This window comes from Weizmannia acidilactici, assembly GCF_008974185.1.
Lineage (GTDB): Bacteria > Bacillota > Bacilli > Bacillales > Bacillaceae_C > Weizmannia > Weizmannia acidilactici.
In genome coordinates this window covers 1-20,170 of record NZ_BKZP01000018.1, presented here as the reverse complement: position 1 = coordinate 20,170, position 20,170 = coordinate 1, and the positions used below count along the sequence as shown (strand labels likewise).

Sequence of the window (20,170 nt, the reverse complement as noted above, 5' to 3'; positions counted from 1 at the left end):
CAGGGACGATATCCTGAGCCGCAGCCTAATCCCCGGTTTCCTCCGCAATGCCATGGGACACATGTTCTTCAGTAATGGTGTCCGGACTGCCGCTTTCAACTGCATCTATGGCATGTACGGCTTCTTCCTGCCGGTTTTCCGTTCCGGCTGCATGCTGATGGGCTTGCTCCAATACTTCTTCCGGATTTTCCGCTTTCCGTTCCGGCAGGGCTTCCCGCGTTTTAATAATAAACGTTTTCTGCATATTGACAAGAACCGGTTCGCTTGTCGGCTGGGCAATATACAAAAGCGGCTTGTTTTTTTCAAATTGGCTCTGCTTGCTGATCAAAGCTTTATCCTCCAATCCCCGTAAATTGAATACGTATTATTTATATGCATTGGAATTGATAAAGGTGCCCAGACGCAAAGAGCCGGCCACGCACGATTCGTTTCCGCGTTTTTCTCCCATTATTTGTATCAATTCTACAAGATGGAGAATGGTAATTACTCAAATTGATGAGAGGTTGACCGTCTACTCTGACTTGCATTTCATCTGCCATCATCAAGCAACACAATAACCGGACATTTAATATTGGGGCTTGCAGCAGATTTCAACGGATAGATGAAAAACGTGATCTTATCGATTTAACCAGGCAGGAGATCATTTCGCCGACTGCCTCTCCAAAGTCCATTTTTACATGCAGCATGAAAAAGAAAGGCAGAGCACGGCACAAAGGCTGTACGTAAAAGTAAATGCCCGCCATACTTTTTATGCAGCATATGATTGATATCATGCAAAAAGCCTGACATTTTCCCAAGAAAATGCCAGGCTTTTTTATGGATTGAGGATTTTACTTGTGACTCTGACGAAATGGGAGAATTTACTATCCCATAATATGATAGCCCGCATCGACATGGATATTTTCGCCTGTGATGGCGCGCGACAAATCGCTGAACAAAAAGAGCGCGGTATCGCCGACTTCTCGCGTATCCACACCGCGGTGGAGCGGGGCCCTTTCCTCCATCACTTTTAAAATGCTGTTAAAATCGCCCACGCCTTTTGCAGACAAAGTGCGGATCGGCCCTGCTGAAATCGAGTTGACGCGGATATTCAGTTTCCCGAGGTCATAGGCCAAATATCTCACACTTGCTTCCAAGGAAGCTTTGGCAACCCCCATGATATTGTAATTTTCCATGACGCGTTCACCGCCAAGATAAGTCAGGGTGACAATGCTGCCGCCATTCGGCATCAATTCCAGATCCTTCACGGCTTTGGCAACAGCCGAAAGCGAATACGAACTAATGTTGTGGGCAAGCAGAAAGCCTTCGCGCGTCACGTTCGTGTAATCGCCCCTCAATTCTTCTTTTCGGGCAAAAGCGATGCAGTGGGCAATCCCGTCAATCGTCCCTACTTCATTTTTGATCGTTTGGAAACAAGTCTGGATCTGCTCGTCGCTTTCCACATCGCATTGCAGGATGAGATAGTCTTTCCGGTTCAAAGTTTCGGCAAGTTCAAGGACGCTTTTTTCATTCCGTTCAAGCGCATATGTAAAAATAATCCTTGCACCCGCCGCATCGAGTGCCTGGGCAATCCCCCAGGCAATGCTGCGCTTATTCGCAACGCCCATGACAACAAAAGTTTTGTCTTCTAAAGATAAATGCATATTTTTAACTCCTTTTTCCACGTTTTATACATGTTATTAGCACCTAGTACCAATTCTACATGAACTTTCCGGTTTTGAAAAGCACAGCTGCGTTTTCTTTGTATATGTTTTCCGGGTAAAAGTAAAATAATATAGTGTGTTGTTAAATAAGGAGAGAGTTTTATGAAGATTGATATTATCGGTGATATTCACGGATGCATGCCGGAGTTTAAGGAACTGACGGAAAAATTAGGGTACAGCTGGAAAAACGGCATTCCTGTCCATCCAGATGGGCGGATCGTCGGGTTTGTCGGTGATTTAACCGACCGCGGCCCGGCATCTTTGAAAGTGGCTGACACTGTATGGCGGCTGTGGAAAAAAAGGCTCGGCATTTACGTTCCCGGCAACCACTGCAATAAGCTTTACCGTTATTTTTTGGGCAGAAATGTCCAGCAGACGCACGGGCTTGAAACGACCGTCGCAGAGTATAACGCGCTCCCGGCCAAAGAACAGGCGCGGCACCGGAGGCAATTTATAGACCTATATGAAAAGTCCCCGCTTTACCGGGTTTTGGACGACAAAAACTTGATTATCGCCCATGCCGGCATCCGGCGCCGGGACATCGGCCGCATGAACAAAGCGGTTCAAACTTTTGTCCTTTACGGCGACATTACCGGGGAAAAACATCCGGACGGGACACCGGTGCGCCGTGACTGGGCAAAAGAAGACAGGGGGAAAAGCTGGATTGTGTACGGCCACACACCTGTAAAAGAACCGCGGTTTATCGGCCATACCGTCAATATTGACACCGGCTGTGTATTCGGCGGAAAACTGACAGCACTGCGGTACCCTGAAATGGAAACGGTATCCGTCCCCTCCTCCATGCCGTATGTGGAAGAAAAATTCAGGGCGTATGATTAACCGGGCATGATTTTGAAAAACATGAAACGGCCGGGAATACATCCGGACCATCGGGAATCTACCATTCTTTTCTTCCAGGTTTATAATATACCTAAAAATGGCGGCTCCAAATGAAAACTCATTTCCCGCCCTGAAACCGGGTGCTCGAACCGGAGCGCGCTGCAGTGAAGCGCCTGCCGGGGATATAGAGCTGTACTGCCGCCATACAGCTCATCACCCACAAGCGGATGGCCGATATAGGATAAATGCACGCGGATTTGATGCGTCCGTCCGGTGTCAAGCCTTAGCTTCACATGTGCAAACGCCGGATACTGGCGGACTACCTCGAAATGGGTCCGGGCAAATTGGCCGTCCTCCCTCACTTCGCGTTCAATGATGCTTGTATCTTTCCTGCCGATCGGCGCTTCAACGGTGCCGCTTTTTTCCGTAAAAATGCCTTCCGCCAGTGCTTCGTATGTGCGGCGGATACGGCGGTTCTGTTGCATCAGGCTGAACAAATAATGCACATAGCGGTTTTTTGCAATGAGCACAAGCCCGGACGTATTCCGGTCCAGCCGCGTTACAATGTGGATGGCGGATTCGATCCCGTTTTCCCGGTAATACCCCATCACGGCATTCGCAAGGCTTCCGGACGGATGCTCACGCGACGGGATTGTATTCATGGATGCCGGTTTGTTGGCGACAAGCACACTCTCATCTTCGTACACGCGCTCAAATGGGATGTTTTCCGGCTGGAGCGAACGGCTCGGGGTTTCTTTCGGAAAAATAACAGACACCTCATCGCCTGTCCGCAGCACGTAACGGACCGTTTTTTCCCGTCCGTTCACCAAAATCGTGCCGCCGCGGAATTTTATATCCGCAAGCGCCCTCTTTGAGATATGGTGCATTTTCAAAAACTGTTTTAATTCCTGGCACGCCTCATGTTCTGCAATTTGCCACGTCAAACTCAATCGGGACATCTTTTCACCTAATCTGATATAAAAGAATCGTGCACCCTTTTCCAAAAAGGAAGCGGCCTAAAGCGGGCAAAGCGGATTTTTTCCTTTGCCACACGGTATTGGATTGCCCGCACTTCTTTATGGAGCAGCGTCAAATGGTCGATCGTCACAAGAAAATCTTTCTGCCGAACCGGTTTTAACACACATGTATGATGGGCCGGCAAAATGAGCGGGGAACCGATCGTCCGGAACACTTTATTGTTGATTGAAGCCATTTCCGTTAATTGGATGGACTGCAGAGACGGATGGACAATTGCTCCGCCAAGCGCCTTGTTGTAAGCTGTACTCCCGGACGGCGTGGCGAGGCACAGGCCGTCGCCGCGGAAACGTTCAAAATGCTGCCCGTTGATTTCAACGTCAATCACAAAAGTACCGTCCACGCATTTCACCGTCGATTCGTTTAAAGCGAGATACCTCGTCTCCAGACCGCCGTGCTCATATGAGATTTTTGCTTCAAGAAGGGGGTATTCAACCGTGTTATACGTTTTATGCGCGATCGCGTCCACCAGCTCCTCAATTTCATCCGGCACCCAGTCGGCATAAAAGCCGAGGTGGCCGGTGTGCACCCCGACAAAAGCGGTCCGGTCGAGCCGCGAACTGTACCTGTGAAAAGCATACAAAAGCGTACCGTCCCCGCCGACCGAAACGACGATATCCGGCTGTGCCTCATTATACACAAGCCCGGAATCCTGCAAGTATGTTCGAATTTGTTGCATCCAAATATTGGATTCCGTATCCCCTTTTGAAGTGATTGCAAATTTCATTTCGTTCAACTTCCCCCCATCCTCCAAGTTACTTCTGCAACAGTATAGCAGTTTTATTGCGACTTTTGGTCAGCTTGTTCTTTGTTTTTCGTAAAATACATTTGCGCTTCCTGGATTTCTTCTCGAATTTCCGACATTTCTTCATCAAGGCGGAAAGCGGCTTCGGCGGCCCGTTTCAGCCGCATGTTGATCTCTTCCGGAAACCTGCCCTTATATTTGTAATTTAAAGAATGCTCGATCGTTGCCCAAAAATTCATTGCCAATGTACGGATTTGGATTTCCGCCAGAATTTTCTTTTCCCCGCGGATCGTCTGCACCGGGTATTCTATGATGACATGGTACGAACGATAGCCGCTCGGTTTTTTATTGGAAATGTAGTCTTTTTCTTCGACGATCCGGAAATCGTTCCGCCGCCGCAGCAGTCCGACGACAATTTTAATATCATCGACAAATTGGCACATCATCCTGAGCCCGGCAATATCCTGCATTTCTTCCTCAAGCCGGTCAAGCGGGATGCCTTTCATGGCCGCTTTTTCGATAATGCTTGCGACCGGCTTCACACGCCCTGTGACAAATTCGATTGGGGAATGGGTGTGCTCTTTTTCGAATTGGGCGCGCATGCCTTTTAACTTCACTTTCAATTCATCAACAGCCTGTTTATACGGGGTTAAAAATTCATCCCAGTCTGCCATTGCCATATCCCCTTCACCTCTTTGGATCTCATTCCACGCTGAAAATGGCCTCCACATTTTCCAGCATCTTATTGCCGTAATTGCTATTGCCCCGGATGTTTTCCAGCAAATACCGGAATTCATCTTCCAGCTGTACAAGTTCCAATTTTGCATCTTTTGAAACAGCAACAACCCTTTTATGTTCTAATACAGCTGACCGGAGCCCATGCCAAACAGGAACGGGCAAAAATAAATATGTATAATCATCTTCTCCATCAACTTCAGCCAAATAGATGAATGCACAGGCATCCGAGTCGACAATCATCTGCCCGCATGGCCTAAGATGCTCCAGTGAAACGGACGGATCACTGCAATGCAGCACAAGTGTATCCCCTTCCCATTCAGGTCGTCCTAGTTCAATGATTTTGCGCAACACTCTCTCCTCCTGTACTTTACCCTCCTTAGGCTGCCGGAAAAACCGGGCAGCAGCCGGAATCAATATGCAGCCACCTTTTATTTTACCATAACTCATCCGGGATAGACACTTTCACACCGATGATCCCTTTAGTATAATGAAGTTTGGACGGGAGGCCAGGAAATGGGCAAAGAAATTGAAATTGAACTGAAAAATTTAGTTTCCAAAAAAGATTTTTACCACATTGCCGGAGCATTTGGCATGCAGGAGGAAGATTTTACTTTGCAGGAAAATTTTTATTTTGATACCCCTGATTTTGCTTTAAGAAGCTTAAAATCTGCGCTGCGGGTGCGGAAGAAGGCGGGCGGCTTCCAACTTACGCTAAAAACGCCGGAACATGTCGGGCTTTTGGAAACAAACCAATTGATCGGGGAAGAAGATTTTCAGCACATGATCACGGGCAGCACATTTCCGGAAGGTGAAGTATACGAAAAATTGGCGGTGCTCGGAGTGCCGGCCGAAAATCTGGAATATTTCGGCACGCTTGCCACAAAGCGCGCCGAAACGGGATTTAAAGGCGGCATCCTCGTGTTCGACCATAATTTCTATTTGAACAAAGAAGATTTTGAGTTAGAATATGAAGTAAGTTCACTGGAAACAGGCACAAAACATTTTATAACATTGCTGGATCAGTACGGCATCCCGTACCATCCGGCAAAAAGTAAAGTTCTCCGTTTTTATGAAACAAAATTAAAGGAGCAGTAAGTCATGACGACCATCAGCCAGTTAGCATCATTCATGGAAATGCAAGCGTTGCAGTCGCTTTCTTTAGGCAACACTTCTTCCATTGGAACGGGAAGCACCTCCTCCCTCTTTCAGGAAATGCTGTCGCTTTTGATTGAGGAAACTTTGGAAAACGAATCAGGAAGCAGCCAGGGGGATTCTTCGTCCGGAAATGCAAGTTCCGGGACGGACTCTTCGGCCGCAGCTCTATATGCTTTAATGGGGTTGAATGCTTTGAGCAGCCCGCTGCTTCCGTATTCAGCCGGGGATATGGGTTCCGGTTCAGATTCATCCGCTACAGCTTTATACGCTTTAGCCGGAAGTCCGCTACTTTCAAATTTGGCCGGATATACAACTGCGGCGGATTCTTCAGATCAATCCGGCATCAGTTCAAAGGATGCTTCCAATACAAACACGGATGCAACAGATGGCGGCAGCATTCCAAAAGATCTCAGCTCGATTATTTCGCGGGCATCCGAAAAATACGGCGTGCCGGAAAATCTTATCAAAGCGGTGATCCAACAAGAATCCGATTTTAAAACGGATGCTGTCAGTTCGGCAGGCGCAGCCGGCCTAATGCAGCTCATGCCCGGTACTGCCGCCAGCCTTGGCGTTACAGATGTAATGGATCCCGGACAAAATGTGGATGCCGGCACAAAGTATCTAAAGACCCTATTAGACAAATACAATGACAATGTACAACTGGCCCTCGCCGCCTATAATGCGGGACCGGCAAACGTCGACCGGTATGGGGGTATCCCGCCATTTAAAGAAACACAAAATTACGTTGCTTCAATCATGGACAATTTAACATAACCTGACCGAAAAAACGCCGCCTGTGCGGCATTTTTCATGAAATAACGGTTATTCCACGCACCAGTAAGCTGGGGGCGGGCTGTCTATATCAGGAAAAACCGGGAAAAGCGGGCCGGTATCGCCTGAGGTAATTGATGTAAAAAAGCGGATTGTTTGAGTTAGTCCCGTCCCCTTTGATAAAATAAACGTACAAATGGAAGAACATTCGACAAAAATTTTGAAATAAAATCCTGTCCTGCGTATTAAGCATATAAGCAAGATGAAAACAAGAAAAAGGAGCAGTTATTCTATGATGGGAAAGAAAACTGTGCCGTATGATGTCATCGGGGGAGAAAAACTCGGCCAACTTGTCGATGCATTTTACAAGCGGGTAGCAAAACATCCGGATTTAATTCAGATTTTTCCTGAAGATTTAACGGAAGTTGCCAGGAAACAAAAACAGTTTCTGACACAGTTTTTAGGTGGGCCGCCCCTCTATACCGAAGAACACGGCCACCCGATGCTGCGGGCGCGGCACTTGCCGCACGAAATTACGCCGAAGCGTGCAAAAGCATGGCTGTCCTGCATGAGCGGCGCAATGGATGAAGTGGGTTTGGAAGGAGAAGTCCGCGATTTCTTTTTTTCAAGGCTTGTATTGACCGCACAGCATATGGTGAATACTCCGGATCAAGTACCGGGTGACGGAAATTGAAAAACATGCTTGATTTTATGAAACATACCGGCTGTTTGCCAAAACCACTGGAAATTTATGTATTTGTTGATCCGCTTTGCCCGGAATGCTGGGCGCTTGAGCCGATTTTAAAAAAACTGCGACTGGAATATGGCATCTATTTCCGGTTCAGGCACGTGCTGATCGGTAAGCTGGCTAATTTAAATGACAATCCGAAAAAGCATGAAGCAATGGTGGATTATTGGGAAAAAACGGCCAGCCGGACAGGAATGTCCTGTGATGGAAGTTTGTGGATCGAGAATCCGATTACTTCGCCATATATTGTTTCAATCGCCATTAAGGCAGCCGAACTCCAGGGGAAGAAACAGGGATTACGGTTTTTGCGGAAAGTGCAGGAACTCGTTTTCCTTGAAAAGCAAAATATATCGGATATTGATATTTTATTGGAATGTGCGAAAGAAGCCTCATTGGATGTGGATGAATTTTTGCAAGATATCCATTCCGAAAGCGCGGCAAAGGCATTTCAGTGCGATTTAAAAATTACTTCGGAAATGGAAGTGACCGAAAGCCCGTCTCTCGTTTTCTTTAATGAGAATATTGAAGATGAAGGATTAAAAATTTCCGGCCTTTATTCCTATGATGTTTATGTCCAGGTCCTTCAGGAAATGCTGGGCAAACGCCCTGCCCCGATGCCGCTGCCACCATTGGAAGATTTTTTGAAGTTTTTTGGGATCGTGGCATCAAAAGAAATTTCGGTCGTTTATGATATGCCTATCCATGAGGCGGAAAAAGAACTGAAGAAACTCGTTTTACAGCAAAAAGTACAAAAAATAAACGGCAAGCACGGCTCGTTTTGGAAATATATCAGCTAACCCCCTCCCATTTATTCACAACGGGGGTTTTTTAATTGATGAAGATTTTTAAGACAGGCTTTTATGTTGCATCGGCTGTATTTGGGGTGAAGGACATTCGGGAGCGGATTTCCTTGATTTTGTCCTTCATCCCGTCTCTAACGGACATTTCGGCATTGTTTTCCCGCTGAGATGGTTTTTAACGCAGGATCTTTGAAATGGACTTTGTGACCTCTTAAAAAAAGTTCCTTAACCGCTCTCCAAAAGTTATAATGAAAGAGGCCTTGCATTTGCAAGGCCTCTTTCAACACGAACAAAGGGGATGGGAGAAATTTTTCACGGTCAAACAAAGGGGTATGTTTGCTTGTGATCAACTTCACATCTATATAATATCATTGAACGATGTCGAATGCAAGTACTTGTTAAAGTGTTCACATATTCGTCATATTTTCGTTCATCACGCCTTTGCTGCCATATTCTTTTGAGCATGAACATAAAATGGCAATGAAACACTTTGCAAAGGAGCCAACAAATGAAGAAATTAAAACTGTCAACGCTGGCTGCCGGCTTCTCCATTTTATTTTGTCTGAATTTGTTCGGGTTGATGAAACTGCTGCCCCTTTTCATCACTTCCCCGCTTTTGTTTATGGCAATTTTCGTTTTGCTCTTGTATTTAAACCGCCGCAACACGTTTAAAGGCTTCCACCGGCCATCCGCCCGGCGTCGCATGTAAAAGCGGCGGCGGAAGCCGGTCATCCGCCGCCGCAATTCCATCAGCCAAGCAAGCTTTCCATTTCATTTAATTTTTCTTCAAACACTTTTAAAGCATCTTCAATCGGCTGGGAGGACGTCATATCGACGCCTGCTTTCCTCAGCACTTCGATCGGGTAATCCGAGCTGCCGGCGCTTAAATAGCCGATATAGCGTTTGACGGCCGGTCCGCCTTCTTCCAAAATTTGCTTGCTCAAAGCGGTTGCCGCGCTGAAGCCCGTCGCATACTGGTAAACATAATAATTGTAATAAAAATGCGGGATGCGCGCCCATTCAAGCCCGATTTCTTTATCGATCACAATATCCTTTTCGCCGAAATATTTTTGGTTCAGCTTATAATATTCGTTTGTTAAAAGTTCCGCCGTCAGCGCTTCACCGTGCTGCGCTTTTTGGTGGATCAAATGTTCAAACTCGGCAAACATTGTCTGGCGGAAAACGGTGCCTCGGAAGCCTTCCAGATAATGGTTCAGCAAATAAATGCGCTGTTTCTCGTCTTTGATCGTTTTTAACAAATAATCGTTCAAAAGCGCTTCGTTGCATGTCGAAGCCACTTCCGCCACGAAAATGGAATAATCCCCGTAAGGATACGGCTGGTTTTTCCTTGTATAGTAGCTGTGAACGCTGTGGCCGAGTTCGTGTGCAAGTGTGAAAACATTGTCAATATTATCCTGCCAATTCAGCAAAATATACGGATTTGTGCCGTATGCGCCCGATGAATAGGCGCCGCTCCGTTTCCCTTTGTTTTCCACAACATCGATCCAACGGTTTTCAAACGCCTGTTTTAAAATGTCCTGGTATTCTTTGCCGAGCGGATGCAGGCCTTCAAGCACGATTTCTTTCGCCTTTTCGTAGGTGACTTCCATATCGACATCCTGGACAAGCGGTGTGTAAAGATCATACATATGCAGCTCATCAAGTTTCAGTACTTTTTTCCGCAAAGCAACATACCGCTGCAACAGGCCCAAATGCTGATTGACCGTTTCCACCAGCTGGTCATAGACTTTTTCCGGAATATGGTTAGCCGACAATGCTGCTTGGCGCGCCGAATCATAATGGCGGATTTGGGCGACGACGTTGTTCTTTTTCACCTGGCCGCCGAGGGTGCTTGCGAATGTGTTCGTGAACTGCCCGTATATGGCATATAATTTTTGGAACGCCTCTTTGCGGACACGCCGGTCTTTGCTTTCCAATAACCGCGTATAGCGGCCGTGCGTAATTTGCACTTCGTTGCCGTTTTCATCTATAACTGTCGGAAACTGCAGATCGGCATTGTTCAGCATGCCGAAAGTTGTACTTGACGTATTTAATACTTCCGACATCTGGGCAAGCAGCGCCTCTTCTTCTTTGGATAATATATACGGGCGCATTTCATTGATTTCTTCCAAAGCATGTTTATATAACTTCAGCGGTTCGTATGTTTCCAGGAAGTTGTTCAATTTTGCTACGTCGATTGACAGGATTTCCGGCACGATAAACGCAAAAGCACTGCCAACCTGGGCAGCAAGGCTTTTCGCTTTGCTGTCCATCCCTTGGTAAAAGGCATTGGTTGTGTCCTGGTCATAGCGCATATGCGCATATGTATACAGTTTTCCGAACCTTTCCGTCACTTCATCCTGGAATTTTAAGGCGGCATAAAGCTGCTCGGCGCTTTCCCCGAGTTTTCCCTGGAACGAAGAGGCCCCTTCCAGCTTTTCTTTTACTGCTTCGTATTCTTTATTCCAATCTTCATCCGTAGGGAAAATATCTTCCAGCTTCCAAGTCAGTTTTTCCGGGACTTCATTCCGGCTTGGCAAGGTATGCACTTTATTCCCGTTTACCATCAATTTTCCTCCATTCTTCTCAAAAAATTCCTTCTTTTTTCATTCTAACGTACAGCGCACAATCCCGCTACTGATCTGTCTTCATAAAATGGGCGGGAGCCGTAAAGTTATATTATGCTCCATCCCGTCCAGTTCTTCCATATTTTTTGGAAAGCAGATGTTTTTATTCATCATATATTTCGTTTTTCCGGCTTCTTCCCAATATCCCAGCCGGGTCAGCGTCTGCGCATATTCAAACAGCATCACTTTAACGACATTTTTCTCGTGTACAAACGGGGTTTTTCGCAGTTCAATTTCTTTTTTTCCGACCCGCCTGAAAAATAACGAAACCATTTCATCCAGCGAAACACATGCTTTTTGCATTATGGCACTGGAAAAATCTTTCCAAACATAAAACTGCCATACAACCGGATGCTGTTTGCAAATGGCCATCTGTTTCAGCGGCAGTCCGATAAAGGACGGCAAAAATAGCGGGTGCAGCCCGGATTCATACACCTGGCGTAAAAAAGGATCTAGAAATGCTTTTCCGAACTGGACCTTCATCCGTATCCAGTTCCGCCTCTCCGAAAACCAGTCAACCAAAGAAAGCGGAAACGTTTTGGTGTGAAATTGCACATCAGTAAAAGGAAATGCAAAGGAAGACAGTGGTTTTTCATCATAAAGGGCATGAAATCTTCTGGAAGAGGCCGGGACCATGCGGAATAACATACAGAGGGCTTGCTTTTTAGGAAAGTAACTGAATAAATAGAAATAATGTTTACGAATGTATCTTAAAAAATATAATTGGAAGTCCGTGCAAGTAAAAACATCCGGCCCTTTTCCAGCTTCTTTCCGGCAAGGGTAGCCGCCCAATATCCATACGGGCAGGATGTTCAGGCTTTTGTACCCTTCCGTCCGTTTCATGATCTGCCTGAACGGGATCGGGGAGCATTGGTATTCGACGGCAAACAGCTGCCCGTTTTTTCGGACAAGCAGATCGGCCCTTTGCTGAATGGACGGGATATATTGTTCAAGGGTAACCTCCAGGTCCTGCCCCTTCAGCCATAAATATAAATCTTTCTTGCCCTGTAAATGCATTGGGCTCTCAGGTTCGGAAGAATTAACACAATCGGAATGGCGGTAGTGGGAAAAATGGGGGGTGATTTGGTTACCGATCTTTAAAATAAGGGGTTCGCGGCAGTCCCGGCAATAAAAGGTGTTAGAGGCTCTCAAATTTTGAAGTTCATTCCTTGTAAAGCGTTTTGTCAGCATAACCAGCTCCCCCCGCTGATTCAGCGCAGAAAGCAACGGCATCATCTCCTTTTTAATTCAAATTCTCCGTCAAGGCTGAAAATCCTTCTTTTTATTTTTCGGGGCAAACTGGCTGCACAAAAAAATCGATGCTTTGCCTGCATCGATCGTGTATCCATTAAAAATACGAGTTTAATTTCGCGAATACATCTCTGTCAATAATTAAATTGCCGTACTCCTGCAACCGGTGGCTCGTGATGGATGCAATGTCGCAATATTCAAGCAGCTGGCTCAACATAAAATCATTCTCCTCTTCGCTTGCATCTTCCGGGAAAATAACATGGAGATAGTATTTCCCTTCAAAGGAATACAGTTTTGTTTTGACACCTTCCATCCGGTAATTCTTCGACAAAGCAATCAAATCTTCAATGTCTTTGAAATACAGCACCTGCTCCAAAAGATCACTATCCGCAAACCCATGATGCAAGGAAGTATGGAAATTCTCGTCAAAAAATTCTTCAAGCTGTTCATTTACAGTAAAATCCTTCAATTTATCTTCCGGAATTGGCAGTTCAAAACGCTGCCCGTCTTTCGACAATTGGGCTTTCGTTACCAGCACTTCCAAGCCTTTTTCCAGCGCCTGCACTTGTATCCAAAGCGGGCCTTCAGGGTCGAACACCTCGTCTTCCGTATGGATCTCATCCATCATTTCCCAAAAAAGCTCCTCGCTTCTTTCCCGGTCATACCAGATTTCTTCACGATTAAACCCGCGTTTTTCTATATCAACATACGAAATATAAAACTTCACCGTGTTCTCATTGATTCTTTCAATTTCCATACAACAACTCTCCCTTCTATTAAGTGTTGTGAAGGGACTCGTTCCCCCATTCAGGCACATTTAGGTTACCTTGTACTTTTATTTTATGATAAAAGACAGACGAATGGAAATAAAAAAACTTGTTTTTTTTAAATTCCACGCAGGCCTACCACTTAACATTTCACCGCTATTGTGCCCTGCATCTTTTTTGTATTGTAGCCGATTCCCCGGGGGAATTCAAGACAAAATTTTCTAAATATATATCCGCTTATTTACGAAATGATGACATAATTTCCCGTATTTTCCGCCCATAGAAAAAAACCTTCCAAGCCGTACTTGGAAGGGGCAGCAGGCGTACAGACACCCGGTTAATTGACAAGCTTTTGCGCTTCCCTGAGCTGGAAGGTGCGCACTTTCCGCGGGAGGAAACGCCGGATTTCATCTTCATTGTAACCCACTTGCAGGCGTTTTTCATCCACAATAATCGGCCTTCTCAGCAATCCCGGATTTTGCTGGATCAGTTTATACAACTCTTGAAGCGGAAGGGCATCCAAATCAACGTTCAGTTTTTGGAAAGTTTTCGAACGTGTGGAAATAATTTCGTCCGTCCCGTCTTCCGTCATGCGCAAGATTCCTTTAATTTCATCGAATGTAAGCGGTTCGGAAAAAATATTGCGTTCTGTATACTCAATGTGGTTTTCTTCAAGCCAGTTCCGAGCTTTTCTACAAGATGTGCAACTAGGTGAAGTGTACAATGTTACCATCTATCATTCACACTCCTAAAAAATTATATTTTACATTTACAGCAAGATTATTAGATTAAAATTACTTTAATAAAACAATCTATATTATGTATTATACACGATTTCCGGGATATTGAATATATTTTTTTGAAAAATATATTTCGCAATTTTTCGGAGCGCATTAATCATTTTACATTACCCCTTTTAACCGTATTTAAACATTTTTTTCTTAAATTTCTATGAAAAATAGAAGGGAATTAAAAAAGAACGCACTTTCAAATAGCGTGCGTTCTTTTGGCTTAATTGAGAATGGTCAGCCATTGTATGCTTTTTTGTACTGCTCCAATTCCCTTTCGGAGCAGTAAACAAAATGGTTTGGGGCGACTTCCCGCATTTTTACTTCTTCACCTGCACGATATTGGTGGACGGACGGGTCATAAATTTTCCGCTTCCGGGTACGCTCATAATCAGGATCAGGAAGCGGAATGGCGGATAGCAGCGATTGTGTATACGGGTGGAGCGGATGGTTGTACAAATCGTCGGCATCGGCCAGTTCCACCAATTTGCCGAAATACATGACGCCGATCCGGTCGCTGATGTATTTGACCATCGATAAATCGTGGGCAATAAACAAATACGTCAGATTATGCTCTTTTTGCAATTTCTTCAATAGGTTGACCACCTGGGCTTGGATCGACACGTCAAGCGCGGAAATCGGCTCATCGGCGATAATAAATTCCGGATTGACCGCAAGCGCTCTTGCAATACCGATCCGCTGCCGCTGCCCGCCGGAAAATTCGTGTGGATAACGGTTTGCATGTTCTTTGTTGAGGCCGACCGTTTCCAGAAGTTCATATACACGGTTCATCCGCTCTTCTTTCGATTTTGCAAGCCCGTGGATATCGATCCCTTCCGCAATGATATCCGCCACTTTCAGGCGCGGGTTGAGCGATGCGTACGGATCCTGGAAAATCATCTGCATTTTTTGGCGGAGCTGTTTCAACTCATTTTTGGACATTTTGCCGTGGACATTTTTCCCTTCGTACAATACTTCCCCGGCCGTTGCATTATACAGGCGGATGATTGTCCGTCCTGTTGTCGACTTGCCACATCCGGATTCCCCGACAAGCCCGAGCGTTTCTCCTTTGTAGATGTCGAAAGTGATGTCATCCACGGCCCGTACTTCATTTGCCTTTCCTACATTAAAATATTGTTTTAAATGTTTCACTTCAATCAGTTTTTCTTTTGTTGCCATCTTACTTTTCCTCCTCAACCGGAGCCGGGCGCACAACACCCTTAAACTTATTCATCCTCTTTTTCACGGCTTCCGGCGGTTCCACTTTCGGGGCGTCCGGATGCAAAAGCCATGTCGCCGCATAATGCGTATCGGAAACCTTAAACATCGGCGGTTCTTTTTCAAAATCAATCTTCATCGCAAACTTGTTCCTTGGCGCAAATGGATCTCCTTTAGGCGGGCGGAGCAAATCAGGGGGCGTGCCCGGGATAGCATATAGTTCCTCGTCTTTCACATCCAGGCTTGGCATGGAGCTGATTAACCCCCATGTATAAGGATGCTTCGGATTATAAAAAATTTCATCAACGGTGCCGATTTCAACAATTTTCCCGGCATACATGACCGCCACGCGATCGGCAACATTCGCCACAACGCCCAAATCATGGGTAATGAAAATGATAGATGTTTCAATTTTCGACTGCAGGTCTTTCATTAGATCAAGAATTTGAGCCTGAATCGTAACGTCCAGCGCAGTTGTAGGTTCGTCCGCAATTAAAATTTTCGGATTACATGCAAGCGCAATCGCAATGACAACGCGCTGCCGCATTCCGCCGGAGAATTGGTGCGGATATTGTTTGAACCGTACCTCCGCTTTCGGAATGCCGACCAGTTTTAAAAGCTCAATAGCGCGTTTTTTTGCCTCGCTTTTATGTAATTTCTGATGTTTTAACAACGGTTCCATGATTTGCTTGCCGATCGTCATCGTCGGATTTAACGAAGTCATCGGATCCTGGAAAATCATTGAAATGTCTTTGCCGCGGATCGTCTGCATTTTTCGTTCGGATGCTTTTACAATATCTATGCCGTTAAACAGGATTTCTCCCGATTTAATTTCAGAGTTATTCGGGGGCAGCAGCCGCATGATAGCTTTCGTTGTAACCGATTTTCCCGAACCGGATTCCCCCACGATTGCCAATGTTTCACCTTTTTTTAAAGTAAAATTCACACCGCGGATCGCCTGTACTTCACCGGCAAAAGTGTGGAAAGAAATATTTAAATCTTTTACTTCCAATATATTTTCCATAAAAGGCTCACCTCGCTTCACCATTAATCTCGCATTTTCGGATCAAATGCATCCCGTAAACCATCACCCAATAGATTAAAGGCAATCAAAAGAATACAAATGACAGCCGCCGGAATCCACAATTGGAATGGCAAAAATTGGAACGTTTGATAACCGTCCTGGATCAATGTACCAAGGGATGCTTTCGGTGCCTGCAATCCAATCCCGATAAAACTTAAAAATGCTTCAAAGAAAATGGCAGTCGGAATCGTAAACATTGTATTGATGATGATAACGCCGGCCAAATTTGGCAGCAAATGTTTGAATAAAATCCTTGTATTCGATGCGCCCAAAGTTTTTGCAGCCAATACATATTCCATATTTTTCAATTTCAGCACCTGCCCGCGTACAACCCGAGACATGCCAAGCCAGCCGGTAGTAACCATTGCCACCGTGATCGACAAAATCCCCGGTGCAAAAATGAGCAGCATGAGGATAACAACAATGAGGTTCGGTACCCCGTAAAGAATTTCAACAATCCGCTGCATCACATTATCGACCTGCCCGCCTTTATAGCCTGAAATTAAGCCGTAAGTTACCCCGATCACCATATCAATTAATGCGGCAAGAAAAGCGATATAAAGGGATACCCTTGTCCCTTGCCAAACCCTTGAAAACAGATCACGGCCGAGCGAATCAGTGCCAAACCAGTAATAATCTTTAATATGCTTTTGTTCATAAACATTGACTTTTTTCCCTGCGATCTCCTGTGTTCCGTCAAAAATGCCAAGCTTTTCAATTCCTGGAATTCTTGGCGGCAGGTTGATCCGCGAAGAATCTTGGGTATAAGGATCATACTTAGAAAGTGACGGGCCGATTGCCGCCATGATAATGAGCAAAATCAGGATAATTAAACTCGCAATCGCCGCTTTATTTTTCCTTAGGCGCAGCCAAGCATCCTGCATAAAAGACAGCTGCGGCTTTTCAATCACATCCGCGTCTTCATGATTTACTTCAACAAGTTCAAACATATCTTTTGAAATCGTTTCATTGGTGCTTGTGCTCATGAATTATTCCCCCCGGCTAAACGAATTCTCGGGTCGATAATGCCATACAATATATCAACAATTAAAGTACATACGACCAAGACAAATGAGTAGAAAATTGTTGTACCCATAATAATTGGGTAATCGTTCATTTGAATTGATTTTACAAATTGCTCCCCGATTCCCGGAATCGAAAAAATTTGCTCAATCACCATTGATCCCGTCAAAATGGCTGCGGTCGTAGGACCCAAAACAGTAATTAACGGAATTAAAGCATTTCGAAGCGCATGTTTAAAGGCAATATCACGATATGAATTTCCTTTCGCTTTTGCCAAAACAATATAATCCGAACTTAAAACATCAACCAGCTCTGTCCGGATAAACCGGGCAGCTGTAGCAACGGGACCAATAGCGAGAGCAATGGTAGGCAATATAGTTGAAGAAAAACCATCCCAGGATGCAACCGGCAACCATTGTAGTTTTACGCCTACAAAGTATTGCAAAGCTGCAGCAAATACAAACGAGGGAATTGAGACTCCGAGGATCGCAATCAATGTACTGCCGTAGTCAATCCAGCTGTTTTGGAACATTGCCGCCAACATGCCCAATATAATTCCGATAAGCGTACCCAGGATCATTGCCTGAATTCCCAGCTGTAAGGACGGACCCATCCGATTCAGAATGAGGTGCGTAACGGATTGGTTATCGAATTGGAATGAAATCCCGAGGTCACCTTGTGCCAGTTTTCCCATGTATTTTACATATTGGACAGGAACCGGATCATTGAGGCCATATTTTTCATTTAATATATGAATTTGTTCAGGAGAAAGTTTTTGCTGGTTTCGGAATGGCGTTCCCGGCAAAAATTTCATTAAAAAAAATGTAAAAGATGAAATCAAAAATAATGTGATCAAAAGGTAGATAATCCTTTGCGAGAGATACTTAACCACACCGGCACCTCCTAATAAAATGATTTACAATTTTCTTACAAAACTTCTCTTAACGGTCAAAAGAGAGTATCCCTAAAAGGAAATACTCTCCTTCGCCAATCAAACCTGATTTAAAATTATTTTTGAACATAAGCATCCCTGAAGGTTGTATCCGGACCGAACAAGTGGTCTTCTACGCCTTTAACATAAGGTTTTTGCAGGCGGAGATATGCACGTTGGTACAACGGCCCGATTGCGGCATCATTCATCAAGATTTTTTCTGCCTTCAGCATAACTTGCCAACGTTTTTCAGGGTTGTTCGCATAAGTTGTTTTTGCTTCATTGATTAGCTTGTCATATTGTTTATTGGAATAACCGGATTTATTGTTATCCCCGTTTGTGACAAACAGATCGAGGAATGTCATAGGGTCCTGATAGTCCGGTCCCCAACCGGCAAGCTGAATATCGTAGTCTTGGTTTGTATCCAATTGCAAGCGGTTTTTAAATGGTACGTTTTTCAGTTTGAGCGTTAAACCAGGTAAATTCTTTTCCAATTGGTTTTGGATAAATTCGCTTGATTTCTTGGCGTCGTCGGTGTCATCACCAAGCAGTTCAAACGTAAGACTCTTCACGCCAAGTTCTTTCAAGCCTTTTTCCCAGTATTTCTTAGCTTCCGAAGCATTATATTTTAGGAAATCTCCGTTTTCAGCACGGAAATCCTGCCCTGTTTTCGGATCTTTTACAAAGTCTTTCGGAACCAATCCGTTTGCAGGGATAGAACCGTTGCCTAATGTAGTATCAACATACGATTGTTTATCCACTGCCATTGCCAAAGCTTTGCGGATATTGATATTCGCTAAAGCAGTCTTCTTGCCGTTGCGCACTTCATTATATTTGAAGTAGAAGACGGAAGAAGTCGGATACGTATGGGCTTCTTTGCTGTTTTTATACTGCTGCGCATATTCGTTGCTCAAGCCGACACGGTCAACTTTGCCGGTGTTGTACAGGTTCACGCCGGTGTTAACCGCTTTGACAACTTGGAAATTGATTTGCTGCAATTTAACTTTATCTTTGTCATAATAATTCGGGTTTTTCACATATTTCCAGGTCAGACCTGTGCCGTTCCAATTTTTTAAGATAAATGGCCCGTTAAATAACATATTGTCGCTATTTGTCCCATATTTTTTCCCTTTCGATTCCACGAATTTTTGGTTTTGCGGGAAGTAGGTCGGGAATGCAAGCAATGATTTTAAGTATGGTGTCGGGCGTTCCAATTGGACTTGAAGCGTATAATCATCGATTGCCTTAACACCCAGTTCGCTCGGTTGCTTTTTGCCGGCCAAAATATCAGATGCATTTTTGATGACCCCGGCAAAAATATAGGAATATTGGGAGCCGACTTTCGGATTTACAGCCCTTTGCCATGAAAAGACATAGTCTTTCGCTGTTACAGGATCGCCATTCGACCATTTCGCATCTTTACGGAGTTTAAATGTATATGTCTTACCGTCTTTGCTTACAGTCGGTTCTTCGGCTGCATCAGCCAAATAGAGATTGTCATCTTTACCGATGCGGTAAAGGCCTTCCATCGTGTTTCCAAATAAGATGAAGCTTTCCTGGTCTGTTGCGAGCGTCGGATCGCCTGAAGGAATTTCAGCGCTAGCAATCCAGTTTAAGACTTGCTTTGTTGAGCTGTTGCCGCTTTTGCTGCCTGAACTGCTGCTGTTATTGCTGCCGCAGGCACCAAGCACAAGGGACAGCACAAAAGCCAAAGTCATGAAAACATAAAATTTTGACTTTTTCATCAGCTAACCACCCTTTTTTTATTTTTCTGAAAAGCAAGTGACTTTTCGAAATCAATTATACTAACATTTGTTTTACTTGTACATATTTTTTTATTGTTTTTTAATTACATTAAAAATAAGGAAAAAGTGAAAAAAATACCGCCACGCCAATATTGTAATCCCTTTCAAATCAATCAAAAATTTTAAAAAAACTATTATATT

The 20,170-nt window shown here is 44.7% G+C and carries 21 protein-coding genes; 6 read left to right on the top strand and 15 right to left on the bottom strand.

Translation table 11 applies throughout. From position 1 onward, the window contains the following. Positions 1-25: 25 nt before the first annotated feature. Complete coding sequence (locus BpJC4_RS09235; RefSeq protein WP_151679719.1) at positions 26-328, bottom strand: hypothetical protein; 303 nt, start codon at positions 326-328, stop codon at positions 26-28. Positions 329-863: 535 nt separating this feature from the next. Then, complete coding sequence (gene fabI, locus BpJC4_RS09225) at positions 864-1,643, bottom strand: enoyl-ACP reductase FabI (RefSeq protein ID WP_151679721.1); 780 nt, start codon at positions 1,641-1,643, stop codon at positions 864-866. A gap of 162 nt (positions 1,644-1,805) precedes the next feature. Between fabI and prpE the strand changes: the two genes are divergently transcribed. After that, positions 1,806-2,543: a bis(5'-nucleosyl)-tetraphosphatase PrpE gene (gene prpE / locus BpJC4_RS09220; RefSeq protein WP_151679722.1), complete on the top strand. Its 738-nt coding sequence runs from the start codon at positions 1,806-1,808 to the stop codon at positions 2,541-2,543. 80 nt (positions 2,544-2,623) lie between these two features. Here prpE and BpJC4_RS09215 read toward each other — a convergent pair whose 3' ends face one another. From BpJC4_RS09215 to BpJC4_RS09200, 4 genes are read right to left on the bottom strand one after another with little or no spacing between them, the layout of a single operon-like run. Next, complete coding sequence (locus BpJC4_RS09215) at positions 2,624-3,502, bottom strand: RluA family pseudouridine synthase (protein ID WP_151679723.1); 879 nt, start codon at positions 3,500-3,502, stop codon at positions 2,624-2,626. Between the two features lie 8 nt (positions 3,503-3,510). After that, positions 3,511-4,305 carry an NAD kinase gene (locus BpJC4_RS09210; RefSeq protein ID WP_151679781.1) on the bottom strand — a complete coding sequence of 265 codons (795 nt, stop codon included), beginning with the start codon at positions 4,303-4,305 and terminating at the stop codon, positions 3,511-3,513. A gap of 53 nt (positions 4,306-4,358) precedes the next feature. Continuing rightward, positions 4,359-4,997 carry a GTP diphosphokinase gene (gene yjbM / locus BpJC4_RS09205; RefSeq protein WP_151679724.1) on the bottom strand — a complete coding sequence of 213 codons (639 nt, stop codon included), beginning with the start codon at positions 4,995-4,997 and terminating at the stop codon, positions 4,359-4,361. A 28-nt stretch (positions 4,998-5,025) separates the two neighbouring features. Further along, entirely contained in the window at positions 5,026-5,412 is a 387-nt protein-coding gene (locus BpJC4_RS09200) for a UPF0738 family protein (protein ID WP_253693418.1), read from the bottom strand. 162 nt (positions 5,413-5,574) lie between these two features. Here BpJC4_RS09200 and BpJC4_RS09195 point away from each other — a divergent pair, with 162 nt between their 5' ends. From BpJC4_RS09195 to BpJC4_RS09175, 5 genes are all read left to right on the top strand, one after another. Next, positions 5,575-6,156: a CYTH domain-containing protein gene (locus BpJC4_RS09195; protein WP_151679726.1), complete on the top strand. Its 582-nt coding sequence runs from the start codon at positions 5,575-5,577 to the stop codon at positions 6,154-6,156. A 3-nt stretch (positions 6,157-6,159) separates the two neighbouring features. Further along, on the top strand, positions 6,160-6,990 hold the full coding sequence (locus BpJC4_RS09190) for a lytic transglycosylase domain-containing protein (RefSeq protein WP_151679727.1): 831 nt from the start codon (positions 6,160-6,162) through the stop codon (positions 6,988-6,990). Between the two features lie 289 nt (positions 6,991-7,279). Continuing rightward, on the top strand, positions 7,280-7,681 hold the full coding sequence (locus BpJC4_RS09185) for a globin domain-containing protein (RefSeq protein WP_151679728.1): 402 nt from the start codon (positions 7,280-7,282) through the stop codon (positions 7,679-7,681). Beyond that, a complete protein-coding gene (locus tag BpJC4_RS09180) occupies positions 7,678-8,532 on the top strand; it encodes a ClpXP adapter SpxH family protein (protein ID WP_151697797.1) in 855 nt (284 codons plus the stop codon). The genes BpJC4_RS09185 and BpJC4_RS09180 overlap by 4 nt, the downstream gene beginning before the upstream one ends. 511 nt (positions 8,533-9,043) lie before the next feature. After that, positions 9,044-9,244 carry a hypothetical protein gene (locus BpJC4_RS09175; RefSeq protein ID WP_151679730.1) on the top strand — a complete coding sequence of 67 codons (201 nt, stop codon included), beginning with the start codon at positions 9,044-9,046 and terminating at the stop codon, positions 9,242-9,244. Between the two features lie 40 nt (positions 9,245-9,284). Here BpJC4_RS09175 and pepF read toward each other — a convergent pair whose 3' ends face one another. The 9 genes from pepF to BpJC4_RS09130 all read right to left on the bottom strand — a co-directional run bounded on the left by pepF (position 9,285) and on the right by BpJC4_RS09130 (position 19,969). Next, the gene (gene pepF, locus BpJC4_RS09170; RefSeq protein ID WP_151697796.1) at positions 9,285-11,102 is read right to left on the bottom strand and encodes an oligoendopeptidase F; all 1,818 of its coding nucleotides are present in this window, start codon (positions 11,100-11,102) and stop codon (positions 9,285-9,287) included. Positions 11,103-11,183: 81 nt separating this feature from the next. After that, a complete protein-coding gene (locus tag BpJC4_RS09165; RefSeq protein ID WP_253693421.1) occupies positions 11,184-12,353 on the bottom strand; it encodes a competence protein CoiA in 1,170 nt (389 codons plus the stop codon). A 157-nt stretch (positions 12,354-12,510) separates the two neighbouring features. Then, positions 12,511-13,170 (bottom strand): adaptor protein MecA, encoded by a 660-nt coding sequence (mecA, locus tag BpJC4_RS09160; RefSeq protein ID WP_151679733.1) that lies wholly within the window; start codon positions 13,168-13,170, stop codon positions 12,511-12,513. Between the two features lie 347 nt (positions 13,171-13,517). Further along, complete coding sequence (spxA, locus tag BpJC4_RS09155; protein ID WP_151697795.1) at positions 13,518-13,913, bottom strand: transcriptional regulator SpxA; 396 nt, start codon at positions 13,911-13,913, stop codon at positions 13,518-13,520. Positions 13,914-14,205: 292 nt separating this feature from the next. Then, a complete protein-coding gene (locus tag BpJC4_RS09150; RefSeq protein WP_151679735.1) occupies positions 14,206-15,147 on the bottom strand; it encodes an ABC transporter ATP-binding protein in 942 nt (313 codons plus the stop codon). Position 15,148: 1 nt separating this feature from the next. Further along, a complete protein-coding gene (locus tag BpJC4_RS09145; protein WP_151679736.1) occupies positions 15,149-16,210 on the bottom strand; it encodes an ABC transporter ATP-binding protein in 1,062 nt (353 codons plus the stop codon). 23 nt (positions 16,211-16,233) lie between these two features. Next, a complete protein-coding gene (gene opp3C / locus BpJC4_RS09140; RefSeq protein ID WP_371862173.1) occupies positions 16,234-17,220 on the bottom strand; it encodes an oligopeptide ABC transporter permease in 987 nt (328 codons plus the stop codon). Between the two features lie 32 nt (positions 17,221-17,252). Then, positions 17,253-18,185, bottom strand: a complete 933-nt coding sequence (opp3b, locus tag BpJC4_RS09135) for an oligopeptide ABC transporter permease (protein WP_151679738.1) — start codon at positions 18,183-18,185, stop codon at positions 17,253-17,255. A gap of 116 nt (positions 18,186-18,301) precedes the next feature. Next, on the bottom strand, positions 18,302-19,969 hold the full coding sequence (locus tag BpJC4_RS09130; protein ID WP_151679739.1) for a peptide ABC transporter substrate-binding protein: 1,668 nt from the start codon (positions 19,967-19,969) through the stop codon (positions 18,302-18,304). Positions 19,970-20,170 lie beyond the last annotated feature (201 nt).